This is a genomic window from Alkalihalobacillus bogoriensis ATCC BAA-922 (assembly GCF_000621445.1).
GTDB classification, from domain to species: Bacteria; Bacillota; Bacilli; order Bacillales; family Bacillaceae_F; genus Bacillus_AO; species Bacillus_AO bogoriense.
In genome coordinates, this window is the sequence record NZ_JHYI01000015.1 from 25946 (window position 1) to 39485 (window position 13540).

13 protein-coding genes are annotated in these 13540 nt (G+C 37.5%); 10 read left to right on the forward strand and 3 right to left on the reverse strand.

The features are described from left to right. Positions 1 to 115 precede the first annotated feature (115 nt). Positions 116 to 1105: a phosphate acetyltransferase gene (pta, locus tag T323_RS0107705; RefSeq protein WP_026672753.1), complete on the forward strand. Its 990-nt coding sequence runs from the start codon at positions 116 to 118 to the stop codon at positions 1103 to 1105. 88 nt (positions 1106 to 1193) lie between these two features. On the opposite strand, the gene lipL is transcribed toward pta, so the two are convergent. Continuing rightward, positions 1194 to 2033, reverse strand: a complete 840-nt coding sequence (gene lipL, locus T323_RS0107710) for an octanoyl-[GcvH]:protein N-octanoyltransferase (protein WP_026672754.1) — start codon at positions 2031 to 2033, stop codon at positions 1194 to 1196. Positions 2034 to 2185: 152 nt separating this feature from the next. Here lipL and T323_RS0107715 point away from each other — a divergent pair, with 152 nt between their 5' ends. The 4 genes from T323_RS0107715 (at position 2186) to T323_RS0107730 (ending at position 4995) form a co-directional block, all read left to right on the forward strand. Beyond that, entirely contained in the window at positions 2186 to 2407 is a 222-nt protein-coding gene (locus tag T323_RS0107715) for a DUF1450 domain-containing protein (RefSeq protein ID WP_026672755.1), read from the forward strand. Positions 2408 to 2531: 124 nt separating this feature from the next. After that, positions 2532 to 3827: an HD domain-containing protein gene (locus tag T323_RS0107720; RefSeq protein ID WP_026672756.1), complete on the forward strand. Its 1296-nt coding sequence runs from the start codon at positions 2532 to 2534 to the stop codon at positions 3825 to 3827. Positions 3828 to 3839: 12 nt separating this feature from the next. Then, the gene (locus T323_RS0107725) at positions 3840 to 4343 is read left to right on the forward strand and encodes a YwgA family protein (RefSeq protein ID WP_026672757.1); all 504 of its coding nucleotides are present in this window, start codon (positions 3840 to 3842) and stop codon (positions 4341 to 4343) included. 124 nt (positions 4344 to 4467) lie between these two features. Next, positions 4468 to 4995, forward strand: coding sequence for a YwhD family protein (locus tag T323_RS0107730; RefSeq protein WP_026672758.1), 528 nt, complete (start codon positions 4468 to 4470; stop codon positions 4993 to 4995). A gap of 361 nt (positions 4996 to 5356) precedes the next feature. On the opposite strand, the gene T323_RS0107735 is transcribed toward T323_RS0107730, so the two are convergent. Then, positions 5357 to 7417: a transglycosylase domain-containing protein gene (locus T323_RS0107735; RefSeq protein ID WP_026672759.1), complete on the reverse strand. Its 2061-nt coding sequence runs from the start codon at positions 7415 to 7417 to the stop codon at positions 5357 to 5359. 202 nt (positions 7418 to 7619) lie between these two features. Between T323_RS0107735 and speE the strand changes: the two genes are divergently transcribed. From speE to T323_RS0107760, 5 genes are all read left to right on the forward strand, one after another. Continuing rightward, positions 7620 to 8450 carry a spermidine synthase gene (gene speE / locus T323_RS0107740; RefSeq protein WP_026672760.1) on the forward strand — a complete coding sequence of 277 codons (831 nt, stop codon included), beginning with the start codon at positions 7620 to 7622 and terminating at the stop codon, positions 8448 to 8450. Positions 8451 to 8703: 253 nt separating this feature from the next. Further along, the gene (locus T323_RS27880; protein ID WP_051556439.1) at positions 8704 to 9135 is read left to right on the forward strand and encodes a YwiB family protein; all 432 of its coding nucleotides are present in this window, start codon (positions 8704 to 8706) and stop codon (positions 9133 to 9135) included. Continuing rightward, positions 9128 to 10798, forward strand: coding sequence for an arginine--tRNA ligase (argS, locus tag T323_RS0107750; protein ID WP_026672761.1), 1671 nt, complete (start codon positions 9128 to 9130; stop codon positions 10796 to 10798). Before T323_RS27880 ends, argS begins: the two co-directional genes overlap by 8 nt. 93 nt (positions 10799 to 10891) lie before the next feature. Beyond that, positions 10892 to 11065, forward strand: a complete 174-nt coding sequence (locus tag T323_RS26295; RefSeq protein ID WP_035178136.1) for a XapX domain-containing protein — start codon at positions 10892 to 10894, stop codon at positions 11063 to 11065. Positions 11066 to 11082: 17 nt separating this feature from the next. Next, positions 11083 to 11877, forward strand: a complete 795-nt coding sequence (locus tag T323_RS0107760) for an alpha/beta fold hydrolase (protein ID WP_026672762.1) — start codon at positions 11083 to 11085, stop codon at positions 11875 to 11877. Positions 11878 to 12203: 326 nt separating this feature from the next. Here the strand turns inward: T323_RS0107760 and cls are convergent, their stop codons facing one another. Continuing rightward, on the reverse strand, positions 12204 to 13400 hold the full coding sequence (cls, locus tag T323_RS0107765) for a cardiolipin synthase (protein ID WP_051556440.1): 1197 nt from the start codon (positions 13398 to 13400) through the stop codon (positions 12204 to 12206). Positions 13401 to 13540: the final 140 nt, after the last annotated feature.

Here is a 13540-nt window from a genome sequence, read left to right on the forward strand (position 1 = left end):
AACAAATTTCGATACAGTGCCTTTTAATTTTTGTATAATAGAGATGAACATCAAGTATTCTCCAATAAGTCAATGGGAATATAAGGGTGATTTACATTTTTAGGAGGAATGACAAGTGAGTGATCTCTTTAGTGAAATAAAGGATAAGGTAAAACGTCATTTTCCAACTGTAGTGTTTCCTGAAGGATTAGATGAACGTATTATTGAAGCTGCTGCACAGCTCTCACAAGATGAAGTATTACAACCCGTCTTGATAGGTAATGAAACGGCTATCCTTGAAAAAGCATCACAGATCGGAGTTTCGTTTAAACAAGTTCAAATCATAGATCCGACAACCTATTCTCAATTTGAAGAATTGGTAAAGGCTTTTATAGAAAGAAGAAAAGGAAAAGAAACCGAAGAGTCGGCGAAAGAAAAATTAGTGGACCCGAATTATTTTGGTACGATGCTTGTCTATTTAGATAAAGCAGATGGTTTAGTTAGTGGAGCGGCTCATTCAACTGGGGATACGGTTCGTCCAGCCTTACAAATCATTAAAACAAAAGAAGGCATTAAAAAAACATCAGGTGTCTTCATCATGGTGAAAGAAGATAAAAAGTTTGTCTTTGCCGATTGTGCCATTAATATTTCACCAACAAGTGAAGAGTTAGCTGAAATTGCTATTGCAACAGCGGAAACAGCAAAAGTTTTTGACATCGATCCGAAAGTAGCAATGTTAAGCTTTTCGACGAAAGGCTCGGCTTCATCAATTGAAACAAAAAAAGTATCAGAAGCGACAAAGCTAGCTCAAGAAGCTCGTCCAGATTTAGTCATTGATGGTGAATTCCAATTTGATGCAGCGTTTGTTCCAGCTGTGGCACAAAAGAAAGCACCAGACTCTCCGTTAAAAGGGGAAGCGAATGTGTTTATTTTCCCAAGTTTGGAGTCAGGAAATTTAGGTTATAAAATCGCCCAACGTCTTGGTGGTTATGAAGCAATTGGGCCAATTTTACAAGGGTTAAATCGACCGGTTAATGATTTATCTCGTGGTTGTAATGTGAAAGATGTATATAAGCTTGCTTTAATTACAGCGATGCAATCGATTAATCAAAAAGTAATTGGTTAATGTAAATAAAGAGCTTTAAGCCTGTCAATAAAAACCTCGTAACACGAGACAGTTGACAGGCTTTTTTGATGTATGAAAAGAAGTTTTTTTACCCTTGAAGAGCTTTCTCATTCCGTTTGATTACTCGATCAAGGTAATACGCATACAAATCTATTTCATCACCATGTACTGAATCAGACTGAAGCTCGGCACCTGCTTCGGTAAAAACCGTTAATAAGCGTTGAAGACAATGGGATATAGAGATGTTTGATTGAAGTAAGTCAGTAAGTGATGCCATCGTTTCTGGTTGAATTCGTGGGTAATCGAATGAAACCATCTTTTCTCCTACTGCTTTTTCATAAAACGTTCGAATTAAAGAGGCTCGCTCTTGACCGCTTCCTTGAAGGCATAGGTAAATTTGAACAGCGACACCACCACGAATTCGTCGTTGCGATATACCAGCAAATTTTTTTCCGCGTATACTTAAGTCATAACTTCCAGGACAGTAGGATCCGACAATTTCTCTTGCCTCAATCACGACATTATAAGGTTTGAACATTTGTTTGATGACCGACAACATGAGCTCATACCCTGAATCAATGGAAAACTTCTTTTGTTCTTTCATAATGAGAGAAATATTTAATATTCCCGCATCTAATACAACAGCTAACCCACCAGAATTTCGAACAATCGTGTCATACCCCAGTTCTTGTAGGTACTGAATTCCGTTAGTAACTAACGGTAAGCGACTATCCTGTATCCCTAGTACAACTGTTTTCGGATGAACCCACGTTCGAATGACAGAGTGAGATTGTTCATTTTGACCAACTGATGTACATAGAGCATCATCATACGCAAAAGATTGTAGCGCAAAAAACTGTGTTCCAAAAGAAGTTTGGTCAATATAACGCCATGTTTTATTTTTTATAACTGTAAGTTCATAATCCATTTATATCTCCCTTTCTTTTAGCATTATAACAGAAACAGACCAAGAAATTCCCACTTTTGCGTAGGTGATACATTGCGTACAATAGTAAATATGGTATACTAACAAATGGATAAACAACTATTTTTCAATGCATGATGAAAGGAAGTCGAATGATGGCAAACGAATTTAGGATATGTGATATTTGCCAAGCGACGAATATAAAAACACTGCTTCCAAAGCTAAAGAAGTTAGATGGAGAAGCAGAAATTCATATTGGCTGCCAATCCTATTGTGGACCAGGAAGAAAGAAGTCTTTTACGATTGTAAATAGTCGACCTGTTACTGCTCCAACAGAAGATGAATTGATTCCTAAAATAAGCAAACGATTGAAATAAACATACAAAAGCGATCTTAGCGATAGGTCGCTTTTTCCTATGTTTCATAATCCACCATAAATGATAAATCATGTATACTAACAATAGAAAAGTGAAAATTTCTGGATGGGGAGTGGCTAAGAGCATGACAGCGATTTTAGGTAAGCTTGAGGAGGAAAAGGTTTTTAAAGACCCTGTTCACCGATACATACATGTAAGAGACCAGTTAATTTGGGAGTTGATAGGAACAAAAGAATTTCAACGGTTGCGAAGGGTAAGGCAGTTAGGAACGACTTTTATGACGTTTCATGGTGCGGAACACTCTCGCTTTAATCATTCTCTTGGCGTATATGAAATTACAAGACGAATAATTGATGTGTTTCAAGGTCGACCGCATTGGGATAATGAGGAGCGACTCCTATGTTTGTCCGCTGCCTTATTACATGATGTTGGACACGGGCCATTTTCCCATTCATTTGAAAAAGTATTTAATACAGACCATGAGGAATGGACAAGAGAAATTATCTTAGGGAAAACGGAAATTAACGAAGTGTTATTAAAAGTAGCTAGTGATTTTCCGCAAAAAGTAGCTGATGTCATTGAAAAAACATATACAAACAAGCTAGTCGTATCGTTAATTTCCAGTCAAATTGATGCGGACCGGATGGATTATTTACAGAGGGATGCTTATTATACCGGTGTGAGTTATGGACACTTTGATATGGAACGGATATTACGGGTAATGAGGCCGACAGAAGATCAAGTTGTCATAAAACAAAGTGGAATGCATGCGATTGAGGATTACATTATGAGCCGGTATCAAATGTACTGGCAAGTGTATTTTCATCCTGTCACGAGAAGTGCAGAAGTGATTCTAAGTAAAATTTTACAACGCTCAAAAGAATTATATAACACCGGATACGTATTTAAACAAGACCCAATTCATTTCCATTCTTTATTTTGCGAAAAACTAAGCTTAGACGATTATTTGCGGTTAGATGAGTCGATAATCCTTTATTATTTTCAAATTTGGCTAGAAGAAGACGATCGCATATTACAGGATCTTTGTGATAGATTTTTAAACAGAAGACTGTTTAAATATGTCGAGTTTAATCCAAATCAGCAAATGAATGATTGGCCAGTGCTACAACAATTATTTAAAGACGCCAACATTGATCCAACATATTATTTAGTCATTGATTCTTCTTCGGATTTACCTTACGATTTTTATCGGCCTGGGGAAGAAGAAGAGCGGTTACCGATTCATTTGCTATTACCGAATGGGAAAATACGAGAGCTGTCAAGAGAGTCCGATGTCGTTGAAGCGATATCAGGGAAAAAAAGAACAGACCATAAACTGTATTTTCCACTGGATTTTCTAGAAAATCCAGACGAATTTTCCGATGTAAAACAAAAGATTAAAGAATTGCTTGAGAAATAGGGGGAGAAGGGGTTGCTAAAGGAGCATATCAAACTATTAACAATGGTCGAGTTTGCAGGGGAAATCATCGGACGAAAGAAACTGCAAAAAATTGTGTACATTAGTAAAAAACTGAAATTTCCTTTTTCGGAAAAGTTTAATTTTCATATGTTTGGTCCTTATTCTGAAGAACTAACATTACGTATAGAGGAATTATGCAATTTAGGATTTCTACAGGAAACGAAAGAGCATAAAGGTGGATACTCTCAATATCGGTATACATTAACAGATGAGGGTTTAACGTTTTTACAAATGTATCAGCTTGAATTACCTGAAATTAACGGTGTTGTGAAAAGCATGAACGAACAAAGTTCTAAATTTCTAGAACTTGTCTCAACGATCTTATATTTCGAAGAATTACCACAAGAAGAAGTGAAAACAAAAGTATTTACAATAAAAAAGAAGCAAAACTATACAGAAGATGACATACATAAAGCGTATGATTATATTCGGCAATTAAAGTCGATTGCCCATTAGAACGACAAAAGTAAAAAAATAGAAATAGTGTTTGCTTTTCTTTATCATTGTTGTAAATTGTATTGTTTCAAAGTCTGTGGTAAACTATAACCAACCAACAAGTAAAGGAAAGGGATGGATTAAATTGGATCTCTTTAAAAAAGACAATGAGAAAAAATCAAAAACAGGCTTCACGATCCTTTCTGGTGATTCAACGTCAGGTCATGGTGGGTATGGAGCCGGAGTATTAAATTTAGATAATGTTTCCCCTGTTATTATCGACCCAGAAGAAAATGAGTCATATGTTGATATGGGTGCACTACATGCGCGATCTGCTGTAGAAAAACGAATAAAGTTCTCTGCTAATCGGGAAGATGTACCAAATGGAAAATTATATTGGCTTGTGTGGGTAACGATTAAACACAAAGATGGAAAGCCTTATTATGCAGGGGTTGCAGGGTGTGAAATGACGGTCGATAGTGAGGCGCGCCGTGGATATAAAAGTTTACCGGAACATGTAAACCGTATGGATAAATCATTAAAAGGCCATATTATCGTCGACCATATGGATGCAAAATCAAAACAATTATTAAAATCATTTTTGCAAGACCATAGCCAAGAGATGTGGGAACGCTCTGAAGAAAAGCTACATCAAGAATTGAATGAGGGATGAGAACAACAAGTGTAGCATTTGTCTAGCCCTTAAATTTACAAACTATGAACGATTTATGAACTCTGATGTAAACGCTTGAGCTTTTATGAAAATCAAATTAAACTAAAAAATAGTATAAACCACACATTTATACTAGGACAAAAAAAGCGCATTAGACAAAGTCTAATGCGCTTTTTTACATATAAGAAGGAAAAATTTTGGTGTTGCAGTGAAGCTTTGAAAGCTTATTCTAGAAGAGTGAAGACTGCGCACCTGCACCTGCGCGTTTCACCCAAAGAAGAACACTTGGGGTTCACTATCAAAAGCGGGCAGGGCTCCGCACTTCGCTTGAAACGAAAAGACGCCCAACGCGTTTTTCTTATTAGTTAAACCATTTAATAAATCGATCTAGGAAGCGCTCTTTCTTATGTTCTTGTTCATCAATCATTTCTTCTACTTCTTCTTCGGAATGAACCGGACATGTTTCCGTTGGTTCCGTCCCTTCAATGAAATAAGTTAACCGTTTAGCGGGACACCCCTCACTTGCAAGCATGCCGTTATTTGGATTAATATAAACACCTTTTACCCCATCTGGTACATGAAAGGCAAGTTTTAGTTCATCTTGAAGCGCTTCTTCCAAAAAGTTCGCCCAAATTCGTTTGGCATGTTGTCCGTGTAAGCTTTGGTTCATATCACCAGTGTCAGGTCCAACCCAAACGCCTGCTGTTAATTGCGGAGTATACCCAATCATCCAGCTATCGGTATCTGTTGTTCCTGATTTTCCCGCAACTGGGCGATTGATAATATGGGCAATGGATTGGCCAGTTCCGTTTGCATAACCATCTAAATTCGTTTCGAACATCGCTTTCATTACATCATTCATAATGTAGATTAATCGTTCATCAAATTCTTGATTCACTTCGGGTTCATTATTAATAATGACATTTCCTTCTTGGTCCACTACTTTTCGAATGAAGCGAGGTTCAACCGTGCTCCCGCCATTCGCAAAGGCAGAGTAACTTGTAACTAATTCTAGTAACGTTACTTCACTTGCACCTAAAGCAAGAGAAGGTAAGTCATGTAGAGGGCTATGGATTCCAAACCTTCTTGCGGTTTCTTGTAATACATTTGTGCCTAAATATAAATGTGTTTTAACGGCATAAATATTGTCTGATAATGCCATCGCTTGAACTAAAGTAATGAAATCTTCGGCATACCGGTCACCAAAATTACTTGGTGTATAATCAACACGACCATCGTCAAATGAAAAGGTTGTCGGCTCGCTTAACAGCGTTGATGCCGGAGTAAAGCCTTTTTCTAGTGCAGCATAATATAAAAAAGCTTTAAACACAGATCCAGGGTGCCGTTTCGCTTGTGTTGCTCGATTAAAGGGACTCTCAAAATAGTTACGTCCCCCAATTAATGCTTGTACATCACCTGTTTTTGGGTCCATTGCTATGAGTGCCGATTGTAACTCTTCATGAGGACCTAATTCCTTCTCTACCCATTTTTCGGCTAACTGTTGAAGTTCTGGGTCTAGAGTTGTGTATATTTGTAGGCCGCCATTTTCGATAATCTCTTCATCAAGTCCGTATTCTTGCATTAATGTTTGCTTAACAACCGCTTGAAAATATAACCCTGTACTGGTGGTTGCATCTTCTTCATCGGTAACAAAAACCAATGGCTCTGCTTTCGCTGCATCTGCTTCAGTTTGAGTAATATAACCAGATGTAACCATCGTTTGTAAAATTAAATGTTGCCGGTTCGTTGCTCTTTCTAAATCGTTTAAAGGCGAATAATAGCTCGGCCCTTTTGGTATTCCAGCAAGCATACTCGCTTCTGCAAGGGATAACTCACTTGCATTTTTATCAAAATAATGTAGAGCGGCAGCCTCAATACCATATGCACCATGCCCATAATAAATTGTGTTTAAATAACCTTCGAGAATATCTTTTTTGGAATAGTTCATTTCTAATCGCAGTGCATATAATGCCTCGTTAATTTTTCGTTGCCACGTTTTATCGTGGCCTAAATATAAATTACGTGCGTATTGCTGTGTAATCGTACTTGCTCCTTGTGCCATCGAACCGGATCGGACATTTGCAACAACGGCCCCACCAATTCTAGTGAAATCAAAACCATAATGTTGATAAAACTTTCGATCTTCAATGGATAATGTCGCATGAATTAAATCATCAGAAATATTCTCCATCGGTACCCAATAACGGTTTTGACCCATCCGGTTTTCTCCTATGACTGTATCATTTGCACCGAAGTATCGTGTTGTTTGAGCGACTTGTAAAGGTGGGGGACCTTGTGCTTTTGTATACAGTAATAGCGAGACGACGCCACTCATCGCTAAGATGGAAACGATAAGGAAAATTCGAAATAATGTACGAAACCAATGTCTTTTTTTTCTTGCACGGCGTTGGATGACCTCCATGTTAGTCACCTTCTTTTACGAGACTTTGTTTCTACTAATTTTGGTCATCAATCTAAGTTTTTAAACGTAGACAATAGACTTTTTAAAAATATCTCTTGCTTTTTTTAGCTGATGTTTTATACTTTGTTTTGTTCGATAAGAATAAGAGGTAGGATTAATAGGGTAAAATAATGATAATGAATACGATGTAGAGGTGAAGAACATGGAATTATGGTATACAGAAAAACAAACAGAACGGTTTGGTATTACCGCGAAAATAAAACAAACATTACATACAGAACAAACCGAATTTCAAAAGCTAGATATGATTGAAACAGAAGAGTTCGGGAATATGCTTGTACTTGATGGTATGGTTATGACAACAGAGAAAGATGAATTTGTTTACCACGAAATGGTAGCCCACGTCCCGCTATTTACACACCCGAATCCAAAACAAGTTTTAGTTGTAGGTGGAGGCGATGGAGGTGTCATTCGCGAAGTATTAAAACATCCTTCTGTAGAAAAAGCGACGCTTGTTGAAATCGATGGGAAGGTAATCGAATACTCGAAAAAATATTTACCATCGATCGCAGGAGCGCTAGATGATGCACGCGTTGATGTTCAAGTTGATGATGGCTTTATGCATATCGCCAAAAGCGAAAATAAGTATGATGTGATTATGGTTGATTCAACAGAGCCGGTTGGACCAGCTGTGAATTTATTTACAAAAGGTTTCTATGAAGGAATATCGAAAGCATTAAAAGAAGATGGTGTCTTTGTGGCTCAAACGGACAACCCTTGGTTTCATAGCGATTTAATCGAAAAAGTGTTTCAAGATGTGAAAGAAACATTCCCAATCACACGGTTATATACAGCAAATATTCCAACATATCCAAGTGGGTTATGGACATTTACAATTGGGTCGAAGAAATATGACCCGCTTCAAGTAGAAGATGCTAGATTCCATGAGATTGAAACGAAATACTATACAAAGGATATTCACAAAGCTGCCTTTGTGTTACCACGATTTGTCGAACGTCTTATAAATAAATAAAGCACAACCGGGGTGACTCAAACGCGAGTGTTAATTTATTGAGTCACCCTTCTCCTATCAACAATGAATGATGCTATGGTCCTGCTATTTCTTGCAAGACTAGCTTATTGACTATACACTTGTTTTTAGAAGGCTGTTTTCGAAAGAATTGTTGCTTGCTAGTAAAGGAAGGCAATAAAGTGATGGAAACCGATAATGAAAATGAGTGAAAAACAACATCGAAAAGAGCCTTTTAGAAAAAGTGAGGGATTCCATGGTTGAAAAAAAACAAGTCCAAGTGTCATTTGTTATTTCCATAACCGAACAAAATCAGCGAAATACATATAAAGGAAAGGCTGTTGGAGAATTAACGAGTAAGGATGATATTAAGTACTTACGCTATATTGAAAAAACGGATTCTGGACAAGTGACAAATGTTTGGAAAATTGGAACAGGTCATATGACGATTCTTCGTAATGGAGAAGTGTCAGTCAGGCAACCGTTACATATTCATGCAAAAACAGAAGGGTCTTATTCAACACCGTATGGAACATTGAATCATTACATTGAAACAACCCGTTTAAAAGTGATGTGGGGATTAAACGGAGAAGGCAAAATTGAAGCTGTGTTTAAGACCATTCTTGACGAAGAAACGGCAAGAACACATGAAGTACTATTAGAAATCGAGGAGGGGTCACATGAATAGTGTGGAACAAAAAAAAGAAGCATTAAAAAGTGAGATCGTCTCGGCCATTGAAAAAGCAGGGTTAGCTAAAGGGAACGAGATTCCTGAAGTTGTTCTGGAACTGCCGAGAGATAAAGCGCATGGAGATTATGCGACGAATATGGCGATGCGATTAGCAAAAGTAGCGAAAAAAGCTCCGCGTGCGATTGCAGAAGATATCGTTGCTCATTTAGACAAAGAAAAAGCATCGATATCGAAAGTCGACATTGCAGGACCTGGGTTTATTAATTTTTATATGGACAATTCATATTTACTTGAAATCATTAAAGAAGTGTTAACACAAAAAGAACAATATGGAAAAACAAATATTGGGCAAAATGAAAAGGTACAAGTGGAGTTTGTCTCGGCAAATCCAACAGGAACTCTTCATTTAGGACATGCTCGTGGCGCTGCAGTTGGAGATTCCCTTTGCAATATTTTAGAAAAAGCAGGCTATGAAGTAGGGAGAGAATATTACATAAATGATGCCGGAAATCAAATTCATAACTTGGCCTTATCACTCCAAGCACGCTACTTCCAAGCGTTAAACATGGAGATGGACATGCCAGAGGATGGGTATCATGGTGCCGATATTATTGAATTTGCACAACAACTTGTTGCAGAACATGGGGATAAATTTATTCATGTGCCAGAACAAGAGCGACTAGACTTCTTTAGACAATTTGGTTTGCAAAAAGAATTAGATAAAATCAAAGCTGATTTAGCGGAGTTTCGTGTAGAGTTTGATGAGTGGTATTCAGAAACTTCTCTTTATACATCAGGTAAAGTAGAAGAAGCGCTTCAAGTACTGGAAGAAAAAGGTGAAACGTACGAAGAAGAGGGTGCAACATGGTTCCGCTCAACGACATACGGAGACGATAAAGACCGTGTTTTAATTAAAAATGATGGAACGTATACGTACTTAACCCCTGATATCGCTTATCATAAAGATAAAATGGATAGAGGTTTTGAAAAGCTCATTAATATATGGGGTGCAGACCACCATGGGTATATTCCAAGAATGAGAGCCGCTCTTCAAGCACTAGGGTATAAGAAAGAACAGATGGAAGTCGAAATCATCCAAATGGTATCACTTTTCCAAAATGGTGAAAAAGTGAAAATGAGTAAGCGAACAGGTAAAGCTGTTACATTGCGTGATTTAATGGAAGAGGTTGGAATTGATGCGACAAGATATTTCTTTGCAATGAGAAGCGCAGACACGCATTTGGATTTTGATATGGATTTAGCGGTCTCCAAATCGAATGAAAATCCAGTGTATTATGTACAATATGCACATGCTCGAATTTCGAGTATATTACGTCAAGGTGAGCAACATGGTTTTGAATATGATGAACAAACAAAAGTAGAGGCGATTCAATCTGAGAAAGAATATGAGCTTCTGAAAAAAATTGGAGAATTTCCTGAAGCAGTGGCTGAAGCGGCCCAAAAGCTATCTCCACATCGCATTACGAATTATGTATTTGAGTTGGCTCAAGCATTACATTCGTTTTACAATGCTGAGCGTGTCATTGACCCAGAAGATGATGAAAAGAGCAAAGCAAGACTTGCATTAATTAAGGCTGTACAAATTACATTACAAAATGCATTAAAGCTAATCGGTGTAAAAGCACCAGAGCAAATGTAGCGTTTAGGAATTGTTAACAACAACCCCACTATTTACAATAAATAGTGGGGTTGTTTTAATGAGAAAATAAAAAAGACAAAAGGACGTGATTGTATGCAAGAAATCGCACTCGCATTACTAGCAGGGTTAATCGTAGGCCTTGTATTTGGTTTTTTAAAATTACCAATCCCTGCTCCCCCAGCATTGCCCGGTATCATGGGGATTGTTGGGATTTATATAGGATACAAAGTGTATCAATGGATTCTTCCGTTGATTAACCAAGGGTAACTATAGGAGGGATATACATGCCTTATGTTCAATGTCGTTATGAGCGGGCCGTTTATTATGAATCCAAAGGAAAAGGAACACCGCTTGTTTTTATTCATCCACCTGGAATGGGGTATAAAACGTTTTATAAACAGTTGCCGTTAGCAAAGGATTATCAGTTAATTTTTGTTGATTTACGTGGGAATGGGAAAAGTGAAGCAGGGAAAGAACGAATCACAATGTCTTTATTAGCTGAAGATATAAAGCAAGTGTTGGATGAGTTAAAAATTGATCAAGCGATTATTTTAGGGTATTCCAATGGAGGGTCAATTGCACAAGAGTTCGTCTTATCTTATCCTGAGCGAGCTATTGCGTTAATTATGAGTGGAAGCTTTCCTGAAGTAAATAATTTTATTCTACGAAATGAGTTTAAGTTAGGGATATGGGCAACCGAGCTAAATGCAATAAATCTTGTCGCTAATGTATTAGCAACAGCCCATTGTAAAAAACACGAGACAGCGTTCCGTCATGAATTGGCAGAGCATATAAAACGAACAAACCCGGATGTATTAAGCAGAATGTATAAAGCGGGGTTACAATATCGCTCGACAGAACATTTGCATGAAATTAAAGTGCCTGTGTTGTTAATATACGGGTCGCTCTCATTTTATCTCCACCATTATATTGACATGTTTAAAAAGAGGTTGGAAGATGTAACTGTTGTATTAGTAGAAAAAGCGACACACCAAGTTCCGACAAAACATGCACAAGAATTTAATTGTATTATCAAAAGCTTTATTGAGAAAAAAGTAAATGTCCAAACCTCATCATAAAGATGGGGTTTTTTAGTTATCGCTTTTCAACGGAGAATCGATTATAGTAAGAGGGTCAGTTAAATTCAAAAAACGTCCTCACATCATGGAGAGGACGCAATATAGATTATGCGCTCAAACTGAACGGACATCTATTCCGCTATTAGATAGAAAACACCGCTTTTTTTAATGCTAACGGACATCTGTTCCGTTAATGGGCGAAAACAGCGACAAAAATACATTTAATCTTTAATGTTACGGAACCAAAGTCCGTAAGCCTTTGGAAAATAGTTCATTTTTATAAAATAGCGGAACTGATGTCCAAAAGCCGAGCACCACCCCATGCATTAAAGTAAACCAGAAATCATTGTTCCGACACGCTCTTTTCCCCGATGGAAAAGGGAGCGTTTTTCAAGTTGCTGCATTGTTAATCGTTCAGAGATTGAAAAATCGTGTTCAATTTCATTTTCGACGCCTTTAATAAAATCAGCGTCATAAATAAGACAATTAATTTCATGGTTGATATGAAAACTGCGCTTATCAAAATTTGCTGTACCGATATCGCATACTTGCCGGTCAATAATAACAACTTTTGCATGGAAAAATCCACGGTAGTATCGATAAATTTCAACCCCGGCTTCTAATAGTTCTTGAAAGTAAGGAAAAGCCGCTTCTTTCACAAGGGGGTGATCGCCTTGCTTTGGAACGAGTAAGCGGACAGCAACACCGCGCTTGGCAGCAGCCATTAATTCACCTTGTAACGCTTTACCAGGAATAAAATAAGGGGTTCCAATCGTTATTGTTGTTTTAGCTTGGCGAATTAAATCGATAAACGCTTCTTCAAGAAATACACCATCAGTTGGTAAAATTCGAAGCGAAATAGGACCTTGTTTTAAGTTAGGATAATACCGGTCGCTTTTAAGTTCTTTGTTCGTAGCGACGCGCCAATCTTCAAGAAACTGTTCTTGTAAATCTTGGACTCCATCCCCTTCAATTCGTAAATGGAAGTCTCGCCAAGGGCCAAATTTCGGATCGCGTCCGAGATATTCGTCACCAACATTATACCCACCAACAAAGCCGATTTTCCCATCGATAATTGTAATTTTCCGATGGTTTCTTCGGTTGAAAGTAAAGAACAAATACGGCCATTGAATCGGATGAGAGTAAGCAAAGGAGACACCGGCTTTTTTCAATTGTTGAATCGACTTTTTCGACAGTTTTGACCCCATTCGATCAACAAGTAGTCGGACTTCGACCCCTTGTTTTGCTTTTTCTTTTAATAAATTGGCCATTTTTGTGGAGATGCTATCGTCTTTAAAAATATAAAACAACACATGAATGTGACTTTTTGCTTGTTCGATTTCTTGAAACATCGTTCGAAATAACTCGTCCCCAGTTGGAAGAAGGGAAACATGACCTTGCCTCGTGTGTTGAGTTCGTTTGTGAGCTTCACTTTTTTGAACTTTCATGCCACCGATAAAATCAAGGCGTAGCCAAACTAATATTAGAATGACAACAGCTAATACAGTAAGTGCAAGTATCATATTTACCTCCTATTTAGATATATTATCTTGTTATTTATTGTTTCCGTTTCTAATGAAAATACAAAAGCCAATATTTACTGATAAAAAAAATAAAAAAATTAATGAGTGAATACTCATTCATTTAAAAATTGTGTTATAAT

Bases quoted from the DNA above. Each gene is read 5' to 3' on its own strand.
- argS (WP_026672761.1), top strand. From the start codon at position 9,128: ATGAATAGTGTGGAACAAAAAAAAGAAGCATTAAAAAGTGAGATCGTC.
- cls (WP_051556440.1), bottom strand. From the start codon at position 13,400: ATGATACTTGCACTTACTGTATTAGCTGTTGTCATTCTAATATTAGTT.
- T323_RS0107720 (WP_026672756.1), top strand. From the start codon at position 2,532: ATGACAGCGATTTTAGGTAAGCTTGAGGAGGAAAAGGTTTTTAAAGAC.
- T323_RS27880 (WP_051556439.1), top strand. From the start codon at position 8,704: ATGGTTGAAAAAAAACAAGTCCAAGTGTCATTTGTTATTTCCATAACC.
- speE (WP_026672760.1), top strand. From the start codon at position 7,620: ATGGAATTATGGTATACAGAAAAACAAACAGAACGGTTTGGTATTACC.
- T323_RS0107715 (WP_026672755.1), top strand. From the start codon at position 2,186: ATGGCAAACGAATTTAGGATATGTGATATTTGCCAAGCGACGAATATA.
- T323_RS26295 (WP_035178136.1), top strand. From the start codon at position 10,892: ATGCAAGAAATCGCACTCGCATTACTAGCAGGGTTAATCGTAGGCCTT.
- lipL (WP_026672754.1), bottom strand. From the start codon at position 2,033: ATGGATTATGAACTTACAGTTATAAAAAATAAAACATGGCGTTATATT.
- T323_RS0107760 (WP_026672762.1), top strand. From the start codon at position 11,083: ATGCCTTATGTTCAATGTCGTTATGAGCGGGCCGTTTATTATGAATCC.
- T323_RS0107735 (WP_026672759.1), bottom strand. From the start codon at position 7,417: ATGGAGGTCATCCAACGCCGTGCAAGAAAAAAAAGACATTGGTTTCGT.